The sequence below is a fragment of the Pseudomonas sp. URIL14HWK12:I6 genome (genome assembly GCF_000514195.1).
Taxonomy (GTDB): domain Bacteria; phylum Pseudomonadota; class Gammaproteobacteria; order Pseudomonadales; family Pseudomonadaceae; genus Aquipseudomonas; species Aquipseudomonas putida_A.
Window position 1 is genome coordinate 285,425 of the sequence record NZ_AZVL01000003.1, and the last position, 18,382, is coordinate 303,806.

The 18,382-nt window shown below is 61.1% G+C and carries 16 protein-coding genes; 3 read left to right on the forward strand and 13 right to left on the reverse strand.

Going from position 1 to position 18,382, the window contains the following annotated elements:
- Positions 1-74 precede the first annotated feature (74 nt).
- The 3 genes from ubiB to ubiE are packed head-to-tail and all read right to left on the reverse strand — an operon-like array spanning position 75 to position 3,069.
- Positions 75-1,679: a ubiquinone biosynthesis regulatory protein kinase UbiB gene (ubiB, locus tag H043_RS0107300; protein WP_027611297.1), complete on the reverse strand. Its 1,605-nt coding sequence runs from the start codon at positions 1,677-1,679 to the stop codon at positions 75-77.
- Positions 1,676-2,299 (reverse strand): SCP2 domain-containing protein, encoded by a 624-nt coding sequence (locus H043_RS0107305; protein WP_003220855.1) that lies wholly within the window; start codon positions 2,297-2,299, stop codon positions 1,676-1,678. The genes ubiB and H043_RS0107305 overlap by 4 nt, the downstream gene beginning before the upstream one ends.
- The gene (ubiE, locus tag H043_RS0107310) at positions 2,299-3,069 is read right to left on the reverse strand and encodes a bifunctional demethylmenaquinone methyltransferase/2-methoxy-6-polyprenyl-1,4-benzoquinol methylase UbiE (protein ID WP_027611298.1); all 771 of its coding nucleotides are present in this window, start codon (positions 3,067-3,069) and stop codon (positions 2,299-2,301) included. The genes H043_RS0107305 and ubiE overlap by 1 nt, the downstream gene beginning before the upstream one ends.
- Positions 3,070-3,223: 154 nt before the next feature.
- Between ubiE and H043_RS0107315 the strand changes: the two genes are divergently transcribed.
- The 3 genes from H043_RS0107315 to H043_RS0107325 all read left to right on the forward strand — a co-directional run bounded on the left by H043_RS0107315 (position 3,224) and on the right by H043_RS0107325 (position 5,093).
- Positions 3,224-3,499, forward strand: coding sequence for a polyhydroxyalkanoic acid system family protein (locus tag H043_RS0107315; RefSeq protein ID WP_003220859.1), 276 nt, complete (start codon positions 3,224-3,226; stop codon positions 3,497-3,499).
- A 249-nt stretch (positions 3,500-3,748) separates the two neighbouring features.
- Positions 3,749-4,171: a phasin family protein gene (locus H043_RS0107320; protein ID WP_027611299.1), complete on the forward strand. Its 423-nt coding sequence runs from the start codon at positions 3,749-3,751 to the stop codon at positions 4,169-4,171.
- A gap of 10 nt (positions 4,172-4,181) precedes the next feature.
- The gene (locus tag H043_RS0107325) at positions 4,182-5,093 is read left to right on the forward strand and encodes a phasin family protein (protein ID WP_027611300.1); all 912 of its coding nucleotides are present in this window, start codon (positions 4,182-4,184) and stop codon (positions 5,091-5,093) included.
- Between the two features lie 200 nt (positions 5,094-5,293).
- Here H043_RS0107325 and H043_RS0107330 read toward each other — a convergent pair whose 3' ends face one another.
- From H043_RS0107330 to H043_RS0107375, 10 genes are all read right to left on the reverse strand, one after another.
- The gene (locus tag H043_RS0107330) at positions 5,294-5,914 is read right to left on the reverse strand and encodes a TetR/AcrR family transcriptional regulator (protein WP_027611301.1); all 621 of its coding nucleotides are present in this window, start codon (positions 5,912-5,914) and stop codon (positions 5,294-5,296) included.
- Positions 5,915-5,944: 30 nt separating this feature from the next.
- On the reverse strand, positions 5,945-7,627 hold the full coding sequence (gene phaC / locus H043_RS0107335; RefSeq protein ID WP_027611302.1) for a class II poly(R)-hydroxyalkanoic acid synthase: 1,683 nt from the start codon (positions 7,625-7,627) through the stop codon (positions 5,945-5,947).
- A gap of 139 nt (positions 7,628-7,766) precedes the next feature.
- The gene (phaZ, locus tag H043_RS0107340) at positions 7,767-8,621 is read right to left on the reverse strand and encodes a poly(3-hydroxyalkanoate) depolymerase (protein ID WP_027611303.1); all 855 of its coding nucleotides are present in this window, start codon (positions 8,619-8,621) and stop codon (positions 7,767-7,769) included.
- A gap of 152 nt (positions 8,622-8,773) precedes the next feature.
- Complete coding sequence (gene phaC, locus H043_RS0107345) at positions 8,774-10,453, reverse strand: class II poly(R)-hydroxyalkanoic acid synthase (protein ID WP_027611304.1); 1,680 nt, start codon at positions 10,451-10,453, stop codon at positions 8,774-8,776.
- A gap of 257 nt (positions 10,454-10,710) precedes the next feature.
- The gene (locus H043_RS0107350; RefSeq protein ID WP_027611305.1) at positions 10,711-11,082 is read right to left on the reverse strand and encodes a gamma-butyrobetaine hydroxylase-like domain-containing protein; all 372 of its coding nucleotides are present in this window, start codon (positions 11,080-11,082) and stop codon (positions 10,711-10,713) included.
- 143 nt (positions 11,083-11,225) lie between these two features.
- On the reverse strand, positions 11,226-12,563 hold the full coding sequence (hslU, locus tag H043_RS0107355; protein WP_007968354.1) for an ATP-dependent protease ATPase subunit HslU: 1,338 nt from the start codon (positions 12,561-12,563) through the stop codon (positions 11,226-11,228).
- A gap of 55 nt (positions 12,564-12,618) precedes the next feature.
- Positions 12,619-13,149, reverse strand: coding sequence for an ATP-dependent protease subunit HslV (gene hslV, locus H043_RS0107360; protein ID WP_007968352.1), 531 nt, complete (start codon positions 13,147-13,149; stop codon positions 12,619-12,621).
- Positions 13,150-13,383: 234 nt separating this feature from the next.
- Entirely contained in the window at positions 13,384-14,088 is a 705-nt protein-coding gene (locus tag H043_RS0107365; RefSeq protein ID WP_027611306.1) for an SPOR domain-containing protein, read from the reverse strand.
- 1 nt (position 14,089) lies between these two features.
- Complete coding sequence (gene argS / locus H043_RS0107370; RefSeq protein WP_027611307.1) at positions 14,090-15,829, reverse strand: arginine--tRNA ligase; 1,740 nt, start codon at positions 15,827-15,829, stop codon at positions 14,090-14,092.
- A gap of 230 nt (positions 15,830-16,059) precedes the next feature.
- A complete protein-coding gene (locus H043_RS0107375; RefSeq protein WP_027611308.1) occupies positions 16,060-18,279 on the reverse strand; it encodes a primosomal protein N' in 2,220 nt (739 codons plus the stop codon).
- Positions 18,280-18,382 lie beyond the last annotated feature (103 nt).

Below are 18,382 nucleotides of genomic sequence, written 5' to 3' on the forward strand. Positions count from 1 at the left end.
CTCCGACAGCGAACCCGTACTTCAATTGTCAGGTTCAGGCGTTGAAACAGTGTGCCAGCCGATCAGCAAACTGGCTATCGGCGAACGACCAGATACAAGCCGACTGCCACCATGATGCCCGCCGGCCAATGCCCCAGTTCGTGCAACGGGCCGCCGGCGGCGAGGATCGTCCCGCCAGCCAGATGCGCGCAACCGAGCAGGCGCAGAAACCAGTCGTCCTTGCGTTTGTGCCACGGTGGTGGCGGGTCGTAGGCGTGCGGTTGCGACATGCGTTCGAGCAGGTCGCGGGCCATGTTGGCCAGGTGCGGCAGCTGCTCGAACTGGCTCTGCACGTTGCCGAGCAAGGCTTTGGGGCTGACGCGCTCGCGCATCCAGCGCTCGAGGAAGGGCTGCGCGGTGTTCCACAGATCCAGATCCGGGTACAGCTGACGACCGAGGCCCTCGATGTTCAATAGAGTCTTCTGCAGCAACACCAGCTGCGGCTGGACTTCCATGTTGAAGCGCCGTGCGGTCTGGAACAGGCGCATCAGCACCTGGCCAAATGAAATATCTTTTAACGGTTTTTCGAAGATCGGCTCGCACACGGTACGGATCGCCGCTTCGAATTCATTGAGTTTGGTTTCCGCCGGCACCCAGCCCGAATCGATGTGCAATTGCGCCACGCGGCGGTAGTCGCGCTTGAAGAAGGCGAACAGGTTGCGCGCCAGATAGTCCTGGTCTTCCGGGGTCAGGCTGCCGACGATGCCGCAGTCGATCGCGATGTACTGCGGGCTCCACGGGTTGACGGTGCTGACGAAGATGTTGCCCGGGTGCATGTCGGCGTGGAAGAAACTGTCGCGGAACACCTGGGTGAAAAAGATCTCCACGCCGCGCTCGGCGAGCATTTTCATGTCGGTGCGCTGGTCGGCGAGGGTCGCCAGATCCGTCACCTGAATCCCGTAGATGCGCTCCATCACCAGCACTTTCGGCCGGCACCAGTCCCAATAGACTTGCGGCACATAGAGCAGCGGCGAGCCTTCGAAGTTGCGCTTCAACTGGCTGGCGTTGGCCGCCTCGCGCAGCAGGTCGAGCTCGTCGTAGATGGTTTTTTCGTAGTCCTGCACCACGTCCACCGGGTGCAGCAGGCGGGCGTCGGCGGAGACCTTTTCGGCGGCGCGGGCGAGGATGAACAGCCATGCCAGATCCTGGGCGATCACCGGTTTCAGGCCCGGGCGGATCACCTTGACCACCACTTCTTCGCCGGTCTTCAGTTGCGCGGCGTGCACCTGCGCCACCGAGGCCGAGGCCAGCGGCTCGACGTCGAAACGGCTGAACACTTCGCTGATCTTCTTGCCCAGCTGTTCTTCGATCAGCTTGATCGACAGCTGCGAATCGAACGGCGGCACGCGGTCCTGCAGCAGCATCAACTCATCGGCGATGTCTTCCGGCAGCAGGTCGCGGCGGGTCGAAAGAATCTGCCCGAACTTGATGAAAATCGGCCCCAGATCCTGCAGCGCCAGGCGCAGACGCGCACCACGGCTCAGCTCCAGCGGCTTGCGCGGCAACCAGCGCCACGGCAGCACGTAACGCAGCGCCAGGAGAAACCAGGGCAGCGGCAGCTCGAACAGCAGGTCATCGAGGCGGTAGCGGATCACGACGCGCTGGATGCGCAACAGACGGCGGACGGCAAGCAGCTTCATGCGTTATCGCTTGGGTCGAGGGATCGGGAAAGGCGCTCGAAACGCGCCTCGAGACGTTCCAGATCAAGTTTGATCCGGTCCAGTTCGCTGAATCGCGCTTCGGCTTCGCGCTGCCCGACGAGGGTGCGCGATTCTTCGGCGAGGTATTCGGCGAGGTTCTGGTTGAGGCTGGCAAATCCTTGTTGATACCAGCGTGCGCGGCTGCGCAGGTGACCGCCAATCAGTTGCGTGGCGACCGGTCCGAGCCAGCGCGAGAGTTCGTACTCCCAGTCCAGCTCGAGGTCCTGCAGCACCCCGGCCAGTTCCAGCAGCACGCCGCTGTCACCGTCGAGCTCGACTTCCGGGGCATGCAGCACCGCGGTCTTGTCTTTGCTCACGGCCAGTTTCACCAGGCTCGATGCCGGGGCGCGCAGCGTGCAGTCGACACCGGTTTCCCAGTGCGAGGCGAGCATCAGGCCCTCATCGCTGGGCAGGATGAACAGTTGCAGCGCCGGGCTGCGGCAATCGACGGCAATCACTTTGCCAGTCAGATGCGCCAGCCGCGGCAGCGCCGTGCTGTCGAGACGCAGCACCCGGTTCAGACCGAGTTCGACGCTGGCAAGCAGCCCGGTGAGCAACATCAGGGCTTGATGCCGCGGTGCAGGGCGACGATGCCTGCGGTCATGTTGTGATAGGTCACGCGGTCGAAACCGGCGTCGACCATCATCGACTTCAGGGTTTCCTGATTCGGGTGCATGCGGATCGATTCGGCCAGGTAGCGATAGCTTTCCGAATCGTTGGTGATCAGCTTGCCCATCAGTGGCATGAAGGCGAACGAGTAGGCGTCGTAGGCTTTCGACATCAGCGCGTTGGTCGGCTTGGAGAACTCCAGCACCAGCAGGCGGCCGCCGGGCTTGAGCACGCGCAGCATCGAGCGCAGGGCGTCTTCTTTATGCGTCACGTTGCGCAGGCCGAAGGCGATGGTCACGCAGTCGAAATGGTTGTCCGGGAACGGCAGTTTTTCCGCGTCCGCCTGAACGAATTCGACGTTGCTCGACACACCCAGATCCAGCAGACGGTCACGGCCGACCTTGAGCATCGATTCATTGATGTCGGCCAATACCACCTGACCGGTCGGGCCAACCAGGTGCGAGAATTTTTTGGTCAGATCACCGGTACCGCCGGCGATGTCGAGCACGCGGTTGCCTGCACGCACGCCAGACAGTTCGATCGCAAAACGCTTCCACAGACGGTGCATGCCGCCCGACAGAAGGTCGTTCATCAGGTCGTACTTCGCGGCTACGGAGTGGAACACCTCAGCGACTTTTTCCGCTTTCTGGCTTTCCGGAACGTTTTTGAAGCCGAAGTGAGTGGTGGGTTCGGCATCGCTGCCTTTGCGCTGATCAGTCATATCGCTGTCACCAAAAGAGAATGCGCGACATTCTAATCCCCAAGCCATGCTTTGTCTTGGAATGGCTAAAGGTAAGATGGGCGACCTTCGGGACGATTTGCCGCAGACGCGGTCAAGATTTACCGTCATCTATTCATCAAGCAGGAGTCATTCGATGGCCAAAATCAGTGTTGAGCGTGCCCACAGCCTGGGCAAGGAAGCCGCCCGCGAGAAGGCCGACAAGCTGGCGCAGAAACTCTCCGATCAATATGGCCTGGAGCCGCAGTGGTCGGGCGACACCCTGAACCTCAAGCGCTCGGGCGTGAAAGGCGCGGTGCATGTGGCCGACGACTCGATCCGTGTCGACGTGGAACTGGGCATCATGATGTCGGCCATGAGCGGCATGATCAAAGCCGAGATCGAGAAGGCTTTGGATAAAGCGCTGGTCTGATCGCGATTCTTCGGTAACCCGAGATCCCTTGTGGGAGCGAGCCTGCTCGCGAAAGCGGTGTGTCAGTCGACTCGAATATTGACTGATACACCGTATTCGCGAGCAGGCTCACTCCTACATTTGTTCTGTGGCGCTCCCGCTGTTTATGTCAGTTGTTAGGGTGCCGTTTCTAATTTTTCTCCCTACTTTGTGCCTGAGCCCGACACTTTTGCGGGCAGTTCCTCAAACCTTCTGCGCGTGAGGTGCACCATGGCCAAAGTCATTCTGAAGAAAAAAATCGACGCTTCGACTTCTGCTCTGAGCGACGTCAAATCCTATGCCCGCAAGATCTGGCTGGCAGGCCTGGGTGCCTACACCAAGGTCGGCCAAGAGGGCAGCGACTACTTTCAAGAGCTGATCAAGGCTGGTCAAACTGTTGAAAAGAAAGGCAAAAGAGTCGTCACCGAAAAACTCGAAGCCGCCAATGCCGAGATCGATGAAGCCAAGGATGAAGTCAGCTCGTTCAAAGGTCGCGTCGAAGTTCAGCTCGACAAGGTCGAGAAGGCGTTCGACTCCCGTGTAGCAAGCGCCTTGAATCGTATCGGCATTCCGTCTAAACATGACGTTGAGACACTCTCTGCTAAGCTCGATGAGCTGACGGCATTGCTCGAACGCGTCGCGCGTAAATCTTAAGGAGAACGGGATGGCTGGTAAAAAGAACACCGATAAAGAAGGCAGCTCGTGGATTGGGAAAGTCGAAGACTACTCCCGCAAAATCTGGCTGGCTGGTTTAGGCGTGTACTCGAAGATCGACACTGACGGCAGCAAGCTCTTCGAGTCACTGGTCAAAGACGGCGAGAAAGCCGAGAAGCTCACCAAGTCGGCAGTCGGCAAGAAAGTCGATGCCGCCAAGGATTCCGCTTCTTCGGCCAAGTCGCGCATCAGCGGTGTGAAAGATCGCGCACTGGGCAAGTGGGACGAGCTGGAAGGGGCTTTCGACAAGCGCCTGAACAGCGCGATTTCGCGCCTGGGTGTGCCTAGCCGCAATGAAGTCAAAGCGCTGCACAGCAAGGTCGAGACCCTGACCAAGCAGATCGAGAAACTCACCGGTCTGAAAACCCAACCGGTCGCGGCGAAAACCGCAGCGGCCAAACCGGCAGCCAAAACCGCCGCCAAGCCACTGGCTAAAGCGGCTGCGAAACCAGCTGCCAAAGCTGCGGCCAAGCCAGCGGCAAAAACCGCTGCCGCCAAGCCTGCTGCTAAAACGGCCGCTGCCAAAACAGCCGCCAAGGCTGCCGCGAAACCGGTTGCTGCCAAAGCGGCTGCGAAACCTGCGGCCAAGTCCGCGGCCAAGCCAGCCGCCAAGCCAGCAGCGAAAACCGCTGCCGCGAAACCGGCTGCCAAACCTTCGGCCAAACCGGCTGCGGCGAAAAAACCGGCAGTGAAAAAACCGGCCGCGCCGAAGGCCGCTGCGCCGAAGCCAGCTGCACCCGCAGCAGCCAAGCCAGCCACCCCGGCAACCCCGGCCAGCGCGTCGAACTCCGCCGCTGCACCGGCTCCGGTAGCCACCCCGACTGCTGCATCGACCCCGTCGACGCCAACCAGTCAGTCCTGATTTTTCAGGGCAAAACAAAACGCCCGGCCTGTGAAGGTCGGGCGTTTTTGTTTGTGCAGAGAATCGCTGGAACAGCGCCATTCTCCTGTGGGAGCGGGCTTGCTCGCGAAGGCGGTGTGTCATTCAGCATTGATGTTGGCTGAGCCACCGCTTTCGCGAGCAAGCCCGCTCCCACTGGGGGAGGACAATGTGTAGCCCATTCATTCGTGATCTTCGAGGTATTGCAGGGCCATCCGCTCCGTCGCCACTTTCACCGGCGGCAGCAGATGCGGCGCCACCAGCATCATGATCTGGTACACCACCAGTTTGACCTCGCCTTCACGATCGAGAATCCGTTGATAGTCCAGCGAGAACAGCAGGGTCAGGGTGATCTGTTCCACCAGTTGCCCCAACGCCTGGGTGTCACTGACCAGTTGCCCCGAAGCCTTCAACCGCGCCAGCAAGGACGCCAGCGTACGCTTGAGCGCGTTGAGCAGGTTGCGAATGCCCTTGGCCAGTTTCGGCAGGCGCCCGGCGAGGTTCGACAGGTCCTGGAACAGAAACCGGTACTGCGCCAGGCGCTCGACGATCAGGTGCAGAAACAGCCAGTAATCCTCCGGCGCCAGCTCGGCATCCGATGGCGGATCGAGCAGCGGCGCCAGTTCGTTCTGGAAGCGTTCGAACAGGCCGAGAATCAACGGCTCCTTGCCGTGAAAGTGGTAGTAGAGATTGCCGGGGCTGATCCCCATTTCGTTGGCAACTTCCATGGTGGAGACGTTGGGCTCACCCTTTTCGTTGAACAGTTGCAGGGCACATTCGAGAATCCGGTCGCGGGTTTTCATCCAGTCTTCTTAGAAAAGTTCGGTTAAGCGTCAGCGCACATGCACGTAGGTGCCGGGTGCTGCCTCCATCGGTGGATAATTCGGGTTGCCGAGGGTAAACGTGGTTTCGTGCTGCGTGCCGGAGCGCTGCTGTATCCACTCCAGCCACTGCGGCCACCAACTGCCGTCGACGCGCTTGGCGTCGTAGTACCAGGCGCGCGGATCGCTGCTCAGCTTGCCGTTCTCGACGTAATTGGCTTTCGGGTTGCTCGGCGGGTTGAGGATGCTCTGCACGTGCCCACTGTTGGACAGTACGAAACGCCGCTCGCCACCGAGCAGCAGGGTCGAGCGGTACACCGCGTCCCACGGCGTGATGTGGTCGTTCATGCCGGCCACGCTGAAGCTGTCGACGGTGACTTTCTGCAGATCGATCGGCGTACCGCAGACTTCCAGCCCGCCCGGGTGGGTCAGCGGGTTGTGCTTGAAGAAGTCCAGCAGGTCGCCGTGGAACGCGGCGGGCAGGCGAGTGTTATCGTTGTTCCAGTAGAGAATGTCGAAGGCCGGCGGCTCTTTGCCGAGCAGGTAGTTATTGACGAAGTAGCTCCAGATCAAATCGTTGGGCCGCATCCAGGCGAACACCTTGGCCATGTCGCGACCGTCGAGCACGCCTCGCTGGTAGGAGCGGCGTTTGGCCGCTTCGATGGTCTGTTCGTCGGCGAACAGCGTGGTCGGGGTTTCGATCTCACTGTCGAGCAGGCTGACCAGATAGGTCGCACTGGAGATCCGTCGCAGTTGCCGTTTCGCCTGCAGATGACCCTGCAGCGCGGCGATGGTCAGGCCACCGGCGCAGGCACCCATCAGGTTGACCTCGCGCGCGCCGGTGATCGCCCGGCAGATGTTCATCGCTTCTTCCACCGCTTCGACGTAGGTCGAGAGGCCCCATTCCCGGTGGCGTACGTCCGGGTTGCGCCAACTGATCATGAAGGTCTGCAGGCCGTTTTTCAGCGCGTACTGGACAAAGCTGTTCTGCGGGCTGAGGTCGAAAATGTAGTACTTGTTGATTTGCGGCGGCACCACCAGCAACGGCTTGGCGTACTGTTTTTCGCTCATCGGCTTGTACTGGATCAGCTCCAGCAGCTCGTTGCGAAACACCACCGCACCGGTGGTGGTGGCGACGGTCTTGCCGACCTCGAACGCCTGCTTGGTAACCTGGCGTGGCAGGCCATCGTTGTGCAGCAGATCATCAAACAGATGGCTCAGGCCGCGCACCAGACTCTGGCCGCCGGAATTGAACAGCTCCTTGACCGCCAACGGATTGAGCAAGGTATTGGAGGGCGCGACGGCATCGTTGAGCAGGGTGAACGCGAAGTGCGCGCGAGCGCGATCGTCCTCGCTCATGCTGCTTTCATCGATCCAGCTCTTGGCCTGTTTCTGCCAGGCCAGATACGCCTGCAGACTGCGCCGGTAGAACGGATTGAGGCTCCACGCCGGATCGGCGAACCGCGCGTCCTGCGGGTTGGTCGGGTGCAGGGTTTCACCGAGCAGCACGCGACCGAGCTGGCCACCGAGTTTCAAGGCGTGCTTCGCGCTGTGAATCGGGTTGCGCAGACCGTGGGCGGCGACGCTGCGCAAGGTCGAGAGCAGGTCCCGCCCACGCAGGCCGGTCATTGCACTTTGTGCATTGATGAACACGGCGGGACTGGGCACTACGCCCGTCGCAGGTTTGTCGCGCATGACTCAACACTCCTTCGTCTTCAGGTCAAAAACAAACTCACCGAACCAGAACACCATAGTCGCTGTTACGGGTTGCTGCCTGCGCGGCGTCCTGCCGCGCACTTTGTTCAAAACCTTGCATAAAGCCTGCCGCCGTGATTTATCCGCCCAGCGGGGTCGGGTGCGGGTGCATCACGGCGCGCTGCCGTTCCTCCTCAAGGAATTTCATGATGATCGGCGCCACGGCTTCGGCGCGGGTGATCAGGAACAGATGACCGTCGTCGATGATGTGCAGTTGGGCGTTGGGAATCCGCCAGGCGAGCATGCGCATGTTGATCAGCGGGATCAGTGGATCGTCGTCGCCGGCCAGCACCAGGGTCGGCTGATGGATCTTGTGCAGCCAGTGAATGCTGGTCCAGCCGAGGCCGGCGAACAGCTGCCAGTAGTAACCGAGCTTGCCCGCCGAACGCACTTTCGCCGCATGGCTGGCGGCCAGCGTCGGGTCGCGGCGGAACGAGCCGCCGTAGATCAACGGCGCAATGCGGATCACGTGCGATGGCTGGATGTAACGGCGTGGGCTGGCCATCATCCACAGCACTTTCGGCTTGCCCGGCACCATGAAGGCGCCGGCCGCGGTCGCCGCCAGCACCAGTTTCTTGCAGCGTTCGGGGTAGTCGTGGGCGAATTGCTGCGCCAGCGCACCGCCCCAGGACACGCCGATCACGTTGACCTGACCGTAGTCGAGGTAGTCGAGCATCCGCGCCGTCAGCTTCGCCAGCCCGGGAAAGCGATAAGGCCGGTTGGGCGTCGACGAGCCGCCGACACCGGGCACGTCGAAGGCGATCACTTCCAGATCCGGGTCCAGCGCCGCGACAAACGGAAACACCAGCTCCAGGTTGGCGCCGATGCCGTTGAAAATCAGCAAGGGCGTCAAATGAGGCTTGCCGGGGCGTACCGCGGTGCGGAGGGTCTGCCCATCCAGATCGACGGTACGGAAAATGAACGGTTGCGGCATGCTTCAGGCCCTGTGGGTCAATCTCAATATCACCTCCAATCCCTTGTGGGAGCGGGCTTGCTCGCGAAGGCGTCGTGTCAGCCAGCATCAATGTTGATTGCATGACCGCTTTCGCGAGCAGGCTCGCTCCCACAATGACAGGGTGGTGTCAGTTACCGCTCGTGAACATATGTGCCCGGCGATGCTTCACCTGGCGCGTACGCCTTGTTGCCGAGTTTGGTTGGTGCTTTTTTCAGATTACCCGAGCGCTCGGCCTGCCACGCCTGCCAGTACAGCCACCAGGAATCGGTGTGCTTGGTCGAGTTCTCTTGCCATTCGTCGGCATTGGCGGCCATGCCTTCGCTGGTCATGTAGCGCGATTTCGGGTTGCCCGGCGGGTTCAGGATGCTCTGGATGTGCCCGCTGCTCGACAGCACGAACTCGACCTTGCCGCCAAACAGCTGCGCCGACTTGTAGCAGGATTTCCACGGGGTGATGTGGTCGTTGGTGCCGGCCAGCGAGAAGATGTCGGCGGTAACCTGTTTGAGGTCGATCGGCGTGCCGCACACTTCCAGTGCATTGGGGCGAATCAGTGGGTTGTTTTTGAACATCTCGATCAGGTCGCCGTGAAACGCTGCCGGCAACCGGGTGGTGTCGTTGTTCCAGAACAGGATGTCGAACACCGGCGGCTCGTTACCGAGCAGGTAGTTGTTGACCCAGTAGTTCCAGATCAGGTCGTTGGGGCGCATCCACGCGAAGACCTTGGCCATGTCTTTGCCTTCGAGCACGCCGGCCTGATATGAGTGACGCTTGGCGGTCTCGAGGGTCTGCTCGTCGACGAACAGGGCGACGTCGCTGTCCAGCGTGGTATCGAGCACGCTGACCAGCAGGGTCAGGGCGTTGACCTTCTTTTCGCCGAGGGCGGCATAGTGGCCGAGCAGGGCGGTGCAGGTGATGCCGCCGGAGCAGGCACCGAGCATGTTCACGTCTTTGCTGCCGGTGATGGCGGTGACCACGTCGACTGCTTCCTTCAGCGCATCGATGTAGGTCGACAGGCCCCACTCGCGCTGGGCCTTGGTCGGGTTGCGCCAGCTGACGATGAAGGTCTGCACGTTATTGCGCAGGCAGAAGCGCGCCAGACTCTTGTCCGGGCTCAGGTCGAATACGTAGAACTTGTTGATCTGTGGCGGCACCACGAGCAGTGGCCGCTCATGGACCTGTTCGGTGATCGGCTTGTACTGGATCAGCTCCAGCACGTCGTTGCGAAACACCACTGCGCCTTCGGTCACGCCAAGGCTCTTGCCGACCTCGAACGCGCCCATGTTGACCTGGCTCGGCATGCCGCCGTTGTGCACCAGATCCTTGGCCAGATGCGAGAGGCCATCGAGCAGGCTTTTGCCGCCTGTCTCGAAGAAGCGTTTGACCGCCGCCGGGTTGGCGGCGGTGTTGGTCGGGGCCATGGCTTCGGTCATCAGGTTGATCACGAAGTGGCCGCGCGCGATGTCTTTGGGTGACAGGCTGCTATCGTCGATCCAGGAATGGAGCTCCTTGCGCCACGCCAGGTAAGTTTGCAGATAACGTTTGTAGAGCGGGTTCTGACTCCACGCCGGATCAGCGAAGCGACGGTCATCGCTGGCCGGTTGCAGTTCGGATTTGCCGAACAGCACATTCTTCAGTTCAAGACCGAAATGGGTCACGTGCTTGACGCTATGGATCGGTTGTTTGATGGCCTGGGTCAGCACCATTCGAGCAGAGGCCAGCAGATCCTTTCCGCGCAGCCCAACGACGGGATTAAGCCCCAGGGTGTTTTCCGAGGCTTGGTACTTCAGGTCATCGTTATTCTTGTTACTCATCTACGACGCTCCATTGTCCTGAGACGAGTACCCGTTTTCTGCTGTGCAGTTCCACAGCGAATGCCAGGTACTACTGCTCGGGTGACCGTTAATTCTGCATAGCTGCTTTACAGTCGTAGAGCACTGCAGGGAACTTGCCAGCTCCATTGGTTACCCGAGTTTAATTTTTTTCGCAAGCAGGCCGATCCTCGGCCACACAGCAGAGCATTCAAACAGATGAATTTAGAAAATGCCCTCTAAAGAGCAAGAGTCTCGGACTAGAGCATCAGCTTGACGATTGACTCGTCCGGATCGCGGGTTTTCCCGGCCGCTTTGAGCTCGGCCAGATAATCGGCCCAGAGTGCGTCATGACGTCGCCCCAGCTCGTAGAGATAATCCCAGGTGAACAGGCCGCTGTCGTGACCGTCGTCGAAGGTCAGTTTCAGTGCGTACTGACCGGCCGGTTCCAGGCCGCTGAGGCCGACATTGAGCTTGCCGAATTGCAGGATCGGTTTGCCGTGGCCCTGGACCTCGGCGGAAGGGGAATGCACGCGCAGGAATTCGGCGGGCAGGGTGTACTCCTCGCCGGACGCGTATTTGAGCGTCAGGGTTTTCGAGGCTTTGTGCAGTTTGATGTCGGTGGGGATCATGAGCAGGTTTCCGTCTTGTGCGGAACCTTGTGGGAGCGAGCCTGCTCGCGAATGCGGTGGTTCAGTCAACGCAACGGTTGAATGTACTGCCGTCTTCGCGAGCAGGCTCGCTCCCACAGTTCCATTACATCTGTAAGAGTGACCTACAGGATATAACGGGACAGATCTTCGTTCTGCGCCAATTCGCCCAGATGGCTGTTGACGTACGCAGCGTCGATCAGGATCGGCTTGTCGTCATGCGCACTGGCCAGGTCGCCGGCACTGAACGACACCTCTTCCAGCAGGCGCTCAAGCAATGTGTGCAGACGACGGGCACCGATGTTCTCGGTCTTCTCGTTGACCTGCCAGGCGATCTCCGCCAGACGCTTGATGCCTTCCGGCTGGAACTGAATGTTCAGGCCTTCGGTTTTCAGCAGCGCGCAATATTGCTCGGTGAGCGAAGCGTGCGGCTCGCTGAGGATGCGCTCGAAGTCTTCCGGGCTCAGCGCCTTGAGCTCGACACGGATCGGCAGACGGCCCTGCAGCTCCGGCACCAGATCGCTCGGCTTGCTCAGGTGGAACGCACCGGAGGCGATGAACAGGATGTGGTCGGTCTTGACCATGCCCAGCTTGGTGTTGACGGTGCAGCCCTCGATCAGCGGCAGCAGGTCGCGCTGTACGCCTTCACGGGACACGTCGGCGCCGCCGACATTGCCGCGCTTGGCGACCTTGTCGATTTCGTCGATGAACACGATGCCGTGTTGCTCGACCGCTTCCAGCGCCTTGGCCTTCAACTCTTCTTCGTTGACCAGACGCCCGGCCTCTTCGTCGCGCACCAGTTTCAGCGCTTCTTTGACCTTGAGCTTGCGAGCTTTCTTCTTGCCCTTGCCCATGTTGGCGAACAGGTTCTGCAGCTGGCTGGTCATTTCTTCCATGCCAGGCGGCGTGGCGATTTCGATGCCGGCCACTTCGGCGACTTCGATCTCGATTTCCTTGTCGTCCAACTGCCCTTCGCGCAGGCGCTTGCGGAACAGCTGACGGGTGTTGGAATCGCTGCTCGGTGCTTCTTCATTGCTAAAGCCCATGCGCGCCGGTGGCAGCAGTGCGTCGAGGATACGGTCCTCGGCAGCGTCTTCGGCACGGTGACGCACGCGGGTCATTTCCTGCTCGCGGAGCATCTTGATCGCGGCGTCGGCCAGATCACGGATGATCGATTCGACGTCACGGCCAACGTAGCCGACTTCGGTGAATTTGGTCGCTTCGACCTTGATGAACGGCGCGTTGGCCAGTTTCGCCAGGCGACGGGCGATCTCGGTTTTACCGACACCGGTCGGGCCGATCATCAGGATGTTTTTCGGGGTCACTTCAACGCGCAGCTCTTCAGGCAGCTGCATGCGGCGCCAGCGGTTGCGCAGGGCAATCGCGACGGCGCGCTTGGCATCGTCCTGGCCGATGATATGGCGGTTGAGTTCGTGGACGATTTCGCGGGGAGTCATGGACATAGTAATTGACGGTCCTCAAGCAGAAACAAGCCGTGGCACTTTGGCCGCGTCAGGCTTATTCAGCGAGATCCTGCTCCTCAATGGTCTGGGTGTGGTTGGTGAATACACAGATGTCGCCGGCGATACCGAGGGCAGTTTCGACGATCTCACGGGCCGACAGGTCGGTCTTTTTCAACAGCGCGCTGGCTGCGGCTTGCGCGTAGGCGCCGCCGGACCCCATGGCGATCAGGCCGTCTTCGGGTTCGACCACGTCACCGTTGCCGGTGATGATCAGCGAGGCGTCCTTGTTGGCGACCGCGAGCATGGCTTCGAGGCGGCTCAGGGAGCGGTCGGTGCGCCATTCTTTGGCGAGTTCGACAGCGGCGCGGATCAGGTGGCCCTGATGTTTCTCGAGCTGGCCTTCGAAACGTTCGAACAGGGTGAAGGCGTCGGCGGTGGCACCGGCGAAACCGGCGATGACCTGGCCGTGGTACAGGCGGCGAACTTTTTTCGCGTTGCCTTTCATCACGGTGTTGCCGAGAGAAACCTGGCCGTCGCCGCCCATGACGACTTTGCCGTGGCGGCGGACTGAAACGATGGTGGTCAAGGGAAGAGTCTCCACGCAGCGGGGCGAAAATGCCTTATGCCCATTCATATGGGGGTGCTGGATAGGATTTCAACCGGGGAGGGCGCAGGGGGACGAACGGCGGAGGACAGACCGGGAATATGTTGTGCCGGTTATGACGCCTTCGCGAGCAGGCTCGCTCCCACAGGGACTGCGTGATTCCTGTGGGAGCGAGCCTGCTCGCGAATGAACGATGACGCGATGCGACTGACGGAATCAGCGGCTCTGGCGTTGTTGTAACAACAGGTTGCTGAAGCCGCTGCCGGCCAGTTGTTTTTGCGCAGTCGTCAGCTGTTCGCGGTTGCTGAACGGGCCGACCAATACGCGGTACCAGGTTTCATCCTTCACCGTGCCCGACTCAACCGAAACAGCCTGGCCCAGCAGAATGATCTGCGCCCGCACCTTGTCCGCGTCCGCCTCTTTGCGGAACGAGCCGGCCTGGAGGAAGAACTTGGTCACCGGCGCCGCTTTCGCCACCGGTGGCGCTGGCGGCGGGGTAATACCTGACAGCGCAGCCTGCGCCCGCGCGGTGTCGATCTTCGCCGCTTCCGCCGGGGTGACCGGCGTGGTCGGCACTTGTGGCGTCGGCAGGGTTTTCTCCGGCACGGCATCCGGCGGCACGATCACTTCCGATTCCGGCAGCAAGGTGTAAAAGTCGTACTTCGGCTTCACCGGTTGCGTCGGGCTCGGCGGAGTCTTGTTGGCCTCGGCGATCTTCGACGCTTTCTGCTGCGCCTGCTCGACTTTCTCGCGCTTGACAGTGTCGCTGCCCTTGCCTGGCTCCAGTTTCATCAGGAATACGATGAACGCACCGACCGTCAGGCCGATGGCCATCCACAGCCAGCCCGGGATCGGTTGCTTTGCAGGAGCTTGGTAACGGCTGGCGCCACGCTTGGGTGCAGGTTTTTTCTTGGCAGCCAACTTACATTTGCTCCAGGACTTTCAGGCCCAGCAGCTCCAGGCCTTGTTTAAGGGTTCGACGCGTCAACTCGGTCAGACGCAGACGGCTTTGCATCTGTTCTGGTGTTTCAGCTTTCAGGATCGGGCAGTTCTCATAAAAGCTGGAGAACAGGCTGGCCAGATCGTAGAGGTAAGTGCACAGAATATGCGGAGTGCCTTTTTCCGCGACGCCGTTCAGCACTTCACCGAATTGTGCCAGTTTGGTGCCCAGCTCCTGTTCCAGCTCGGCTTCGAGGACAATTTGGCCCTGGACCTCGCTGAAGTCTTTGTCCAGTTTGCGGAATACGCCGGCAGCGCGGGTGTAGGCGTACAGCAGGTATGGCGCGGTGTTGCCTTCGAAATTCAGCATCAGGTCGAAGTTGAAGCTGTAGTCGCTGGTGCGATGCTTGGACAAGTCGGCGTATTTCACGGAGTCGATACCGACGACTTTCGCGATTTCGTGCAGAGTTTTGACCGGTAATTCCGGGTTCTTTTCTTGTACGAGTTTGAACGCCCGATCCTCTGCTTCGATCAGCAGGTCAACGAGTTTCACGGTGCCGCCATCACGGGTTTTGAAGGGACGGCCGTCGGCGCCGTTCATGGTGCCGAAGCCCATGTGCTCCATTTCCATCGGATGGGTGACGAAGCCGGCCTTGCGCGCCACGGCGAACACTTGCTGGAAGTGCAGGGCCTGACGCTGGTCGACGAAGTACAGCGCGCGATCGGCTTTCAGCTTGCCGCTGCGGTAGCGTACGGCTGCCAGGTCAGTGGTGGCATAGAGGTAGCCGCCGTCAGCCTTGACGATGATCACCGGCAGCGGGTCGCCGTCGGCGTTCTTGAACTCGTCGAGGAACACGCACTGGGCGCCGTTACTTTCGACCAGCATGCCCGCCGCTCTCAGGTCGTTGACCACGTTGATCAGGTCGTCGTTGTAGGCGCTTTCGCCCATCACGTCGGCCATGGTCAGTTTGACGTTGAGCCTTTCGTAGATGTCCTGGCAGTGAGAAAGGGAAATGTGGGTAAAGCCCTTCCATGCCTTGATGCACTCTTCATCTCCTGCTTGTAGATCGACTACCAGCTTCCTGGCGCGATCGGCAAACACTGGATCTTCGTCGAAACGTTTTTTCGCGGCGCGGTAGAATTCTTCCAGATCCGACAGTGCGCTTTTGAGCATGTCTGGATGATCTTCCAGCATTGCCATCAGCATGCCGAACTGGGTGCCCCAGTCGCCCACGTGGTTCTGGCGGATCACTTCGTCGCCGAGGAACTCAAGTACGCGCGCCACGCCGTCGCCGATGATGGTCGAGCGCAAATGACCGACATGCATCTCTTTAGCCAAGTTCGGTGCCGACAAATCGACCACGGTGCGCTGTACAGGACCAGCCTTGCGCACGCCAATGCGCTCGTCAGCCAAAGCGGCTTCGAGGCGATTGGCCAGCGCCTGAGTGTTCTGGAAGAAATTGATGAAGCCCGGACCGGCGATTTCGGCCTTTGTGACGTTCTCGTCGGCCGGCAGCGCAGCGATGATTTTCTCTGCCAGATCGCGCGGCTTCATGCCCGCAGGCTTGGCCAACATCATGGCGATGTTGCTGGCGAAGTCGCCGTGGGTCTTGTCACGGGCGTTCTCCACCTGAATCGCCGGCGACAGGCCTTCAGGCAACACACCTTCGTTGACGAGTTGGGTGAGGGCTTGTTGGATCAGCTGGCGAATGGTGTCTTTCATGGTCTTCTCTTTCGACCGCAAGCGCGGCGGCGCATCGATGCGCGGGTGGAAAAACTGGGCATTATCCGTTGCGAAGACGGGCTTGCCAACCTTAGCAGGCAGCTTATGGATATGTGGTGACAATTCGGGCCTCTTCGCGAGCAAGCCCGCTCCCACAATGGATCAGCGGCGTTCATTTGTCTGGCTCATACCCTGTGGGAGCGGGCTTGCTCGCGAAGGCGATTTTCAGATCAATACAGATCCACGGGATCGACATCCAGCGACCAGCGCACCGCCCGCCCGCTCGGCATCTGCTCCAGCTCCAGCAACCAGCTGGCGAGCAACCGATGCAGCGGGGCTCGGGCTGCCGCCTGCACCAACAACTGTGCACGATAGCGACCGGCGCGGCGCTCCATCGGCGCCGGCACCGGCCCGAGCAATTCGATGCCGCTCAGATTCTGCTCGACCAGCAAGCGTTCGGCCGCGCTGCATGCCTCATCGAGAAAACCTTCGGCCTGCCCCGGTTTGTGCGCTTCGGCACGCAACAGCGCCAAGTGTGAAAACGGCGGCAGTCCGGCGGCACGGCGCTCGCTCAAGGCCTGCTCGGCAAAGGCGAAGTAGCCCTGCTCAGTCAATTGCACCAACAAAGGATGGTCTGCCAGGTGGGTCTGGATGATCACTTTGCCCGGCTCTTCCGCCCGCCCGGCGCGCCCGGCCACCTGCACAATCAACTGCGCCATGCGCTCGCTGGCGCGGAAGTCGCCGGAGAACAGTCCGCCGTCGGCATCCAGAATCGACACCAGCGTAACCCGGGGGAAGTGGTGCCCCTTGGCCAGCATTTGCGTGCCGACCAGAATGCACGGCTGACCCTTCTGAATCGTTGCGAACAGTTGATTCATCGCGTCTTTGCGCGAAGTGCTGTCGCGGTCGACGCGCAGCACCGGGTAGTCCGGGAACAGAATCGCCAGGCGCTCCTCGGCGCGTTCGGTGCCGGCGCCCACCGGCCGCAGATCGACCTTGTTGCACTTGGGGCATTGGCGCGGCGTGCGTTCGACGTTGCCACAGTGGTGGCAGCGCAGTTCGCCGTAGCGCTGGTGCACGGTCATTCGCGCATCGCAGCGCGAGCACTCGGACATCCAGCCGCAATCGTGGCACAGCAACGTCGGCGCAAAGCCGCGCCGGTTGAGAAACACCAGCACCTGCTGGCCGGCCGCGAGGGTCTGGCCGATGGCTTGTTGCATCGGCCCGGAAATGCCGCTGTCCAGCGGACGGCTTTTCACGTCCAGCCGCAGGAAGCGCGGTTGCCTGGCACCGCCGGCTCGCTCGTTGAGACGCAGCAGGCCATAACGACCGGTGTAGGCGTTGTGCAGGCTTTCCAGTGAAGGCGTGGCGGACCCGAGGACGATCGGGATGTTTTCCTGTCGCGCGCGCACCAGTGCCAGATCCCGGGCGTGGTAGCGCAGGCCTTCCTGCTGTTTATAGGAGCCGTCGTGTTCTTCGTCGATGATGATCAGCCCCGGGTTCTTCATCGGGGTGAACAGCGCCGAGCGAGTGCCGATAATAATGTCGGCCTCGCCGTCGCGGGCAGCGAGCCAGGCGTCGAGGCGCTCGCGGTCGTTGACCGCCGAATGCAGCAGGGCGATGCGCGCATTGAAGCGCTGCTCGAAACGCGCCAGGGTCTGCGGGCCGAGGTTGATCTCCGGGATCAGCACCAGCGCCTGCTTGCCGGCTTCGAGGGTTTCGCGGATCAGTTGCAAATAGACTTCGGTCTTGCCGCTGCCGGTGACGCCCGCCAGCAGAAACGCGTGATAACTGTCGAACCCGGCGCGGATCGCTTCGTAAGCGGCGCGTTGTTCGGTATTGAGCGGCAGTTCCGGTTGCGCCAGCCAGTGTTCATGGCGCACGCCGGGGGCGTGCCGGCGGATCTCCACCTGCACCAGGCCCTTGGCCAGCAGCAGGTCGAGGCTGTCTTTGCTCAACATCAGTTTGCTCAACAACTGATGGGCGACGCCGTGCGGGTGCTGCGCCAGCGTCGCCAGCGCTTCCCGTTGCCGTGGCGCGCGGGCGATGCGCGGATCATCAAGGCTGGCGCCCGGCGCGACCGACCAGAAACGCTCCTGACGGGCTTCGGCCGGTTCGCCCTGACGCAGCAATACCGGCAGTGCCCAGCTCAAGGTGTCGCCGAGGCTGTGCTGGTAATACTGCGATGTCCACAGGCACAGCTTGAACAGCGCGGGCGGCAGCGGCGGCTCGGTATCGAGCAGGGCCAACGCCGGCTTGAGTTTCTCCAGCGGCACGTCGCTGGTATCGGCGATCTCGACCAGAATCCCGATCATCTCCCGCCGCCCGAACGGCACCCGCAGGCGCATGCCCGGCTGCAACTGGGCACGCGACACCCCGGCCGGGGCCCGATAATCGAACAGGCGGCGCAGGGGCGAAGGCAGGGCGAGGCGCAGAATGGCGTCGGGCACGCGGGGGATCTCGATCAGCAGGCGATTAAAAGGACTGCGTATATAACCTGTGGGAGCGAGCCTGCTCGCGAAAGCGGTGTATCAGGCGGCTGATATGCTGGCT

Excerpts from the sequence above, each read along its gene's own strand:
- ubiB (WP_027611297.1), bottom strand. The coding sequence starts at position 1,679 with ATGAAGCTGCTTGCCGTCCGCCGTCTGTTGCGCATCCAGCGCGTCGTG.
- H043_RS0107305 (WP_003220855.1), bottom strand. The coding sequence starts at position 2,299 with ATGTTGCTCACCGGGCTGCTTGCCAGCGTCGAACTCGGTCTGAACCGG.
- ubiE (WP_027611298.1), bottom strand. The coding sequence starts at position 3,069 with ATGACTGATCAGCGCAAAGGCAGCGATGCCGAACCCACCACTCACTTC.
- H043_RS0107315 (WP_003220859.1), top strand. The coding sequence starts at position 3,224 with ATGGCCAAAATCAGTGTTGAGCGTGCCCACAGCCTGGGCAAGGAAGCC.
- H043_RS0107320 (WP_027611299.1), top strand. The coding sequence starts at position 3,749 with ATGGCCAAAGTCATTCTGAAGAAAAAAATCGACGCTTCGACTTCTGCT.
- H043_RS0107325 (WP_027611300.1), top strand. The coding sequence starts at position 4,182 with ATGGCTGGTAAAAAGAACACCGATAAAGAAGGCAGCTCGTGGATTGGG.
- H043_RS0107330 (WP_027611301.1), bottom strand. The coding sequence starts at position 5,914 with ATGAAAACCCGCGACCGGATTCTCGAATGTGCCCTGCAACTGTTCAAC.
- phaC (WP_027611302.1), bottom strand. The coding sequence starts at position 7,627 with ATGCGCGACAAACCTGCGACGGGCGTAGTGCCCAGTCCCGCCGTGTTC.
- phaZ (WP_027611303.1), bottom strand. The coding sequence starts at position 8,621 with ATGCCGCAACCGTTCATTTTCCGTACCGTCGATCTGGATGGGCAGACC.
- phaC (WP_027611304.1), bottom strand. The coding sequence starts at position 10,453 with ATGAGTAACAAGAATAACGATGACCTGAAGTACCAAGCCTCGGAAAAC.
- H043_RS0107350 (WP_027611305.1), bottom strand. The coding sequence starts at position 11,082 with ATGATCCCCACCGACATCAAACTGCACAAAGCCTCGAAAACCCTGACG.
- hslU (WP_007968354.1), bottom strand. The coding sequence starts at position 12,563 with ATGTCCATGACTCCCCGCGAAATCGTCCACGAACTCAACCGCCATATC.
- argS (WP_027611307.1), bottom strand. The coding sequence starts at position 15,829 with ATGAAAGACACCATTCGCCAGCTGATCCAACAAGCCCTCACCCAACTC.